This is a genomic window from uncultured Anaerococcus sp. (assembly GCF_937934665.1).
GTDB lineage: Bacteria > Bacillota > Clostridia > Tissierellales > Peptoniphilaceae > Anaerococcus.
In genome coordinates this window covers 1-1,376 of sequence record NZ_CALGYW010000025.1, presented here as the reverse complement: position 1 = coordinate 1,376, position 1,376 = coordinate 1, and the positions used below count along the sequence as shown (strand labels likewise).

The 1,376-nt window shown below is 33.5% G+C and carries 1 protein-coding gene; it reads left to right on the top strand.

What is annotated here, in order from left to right:
- On the top strand, nt 1-1,226 hold a 1,226-nt coding region (locus tag Q0410_RS01175; RefSeq protein ID WP_299031959.1), incomplete at its 5' end, for an ATP-binding cassette domain-containing protein.
- Nucleotides 1,227-1,376: the final 150 nt, after the last annotated feature.

Genomic DNA, 1,376 nt, shown 5'->3' with positions numbered 1-1,376 from the left:
TAAACCAATTTCAAAGGCTTGATTATGCCCTAAAATCCTATGACAGTAAGGTTTATAATATCGACCAGGCGAGGATTAACCAGGAACTCGGGCAAAATTTTGAAATCGTCCAGCCCTTTATCTATAAAAATGCCTTGAGGATATTATTAAACGCTCTCAAATTTGTGGCAATATGCATAATTGTATTTTTTATCTCTCCTTATCTTTTGATTTCATTTCTAATTATTGCTCCAATAGCAGCCGTGGTTTCTTATAAGAGTGAGGAGAAGATTTCGGATTATTCCTCAAACCACTTGGACGATATGAAAAATATGAAGGGATATTTGCTTGATTCTAATAATTTGAGCAAGGAAGAGAGATTTTTGGAAGATAAACAACTACCAGAAATTAGGGATTTCTTTAAGGGATTTTTTAAAAACCTTATGACAAAGGTCCGCTATGAAAGTGTAATTTATAACATTTTTGTCTACGGAACCCTAAATATGGCTATTACCCTTACCACAATTATTTCGATTATCCTTATTATAAAGGGCAAGATGACTCCAGGTTCTTATGCGGCGGTCTCAATCTACATTAGTTCCCTTTGGGATCCTATGCTTGATACCTTCAACACCAGGAGGGAGTATGTCTCAGGAAAACCTGCCATGGACTCTTTTTATGAATTTATCAATATGGCCCCTGTAAAATTTGATAAGGATAAGATAAAGTCTCTAGAAATAAAAGACTATGTAAGTCTAGGAAGTATGGGTGAGAGGCTACACGCACCGCTTAGTCAAGCCATAGAAAAAGGCAAGTTTAATCTTATAGTAGGGGATAACGGGATAGGCAAAACCACCCTGGTAGAAGCTATAATGAACCTAACTACTAGGTATGAGGGAGAAATTATAATCAATGGCAAGACTCTTGATAAAAGCTCGGATGTTTTATTTGATGATTTGGTTTATGTCCCAGCAAACCCTACAATAAGCGAATACGGAGTCTTAAAAGATAAAATTAAAGGCTCTTCAGGTCAGAAGAAACTCTCCCAATTAAAACACGCCATAAAAACCGATAAGTCCCTATATATTTTTGACGAACCAACAAACTTTTTGGATAAAGAAGTTAAGGCCAAGGTCTTGGACCTAATTATGGACCTCAATAAAAAGGGAAAACTAGTCATAGTTATTAGCCACGATGAGATATTTATGAAAAATTCTAATTTCAATATTATTAGGATTAATAAATAAAGAATTAATAATTTTAATCAGAAAAACAAAACAAAGAGATTCTGCAAAATAGCAGGATCTTTTTTTATTTGTAAAATTTTTATTAATTAGAATAAGGATTTAAATAGAATTTGATTTGATTTTTGGATGCTTATTGTAATATTATTGCTG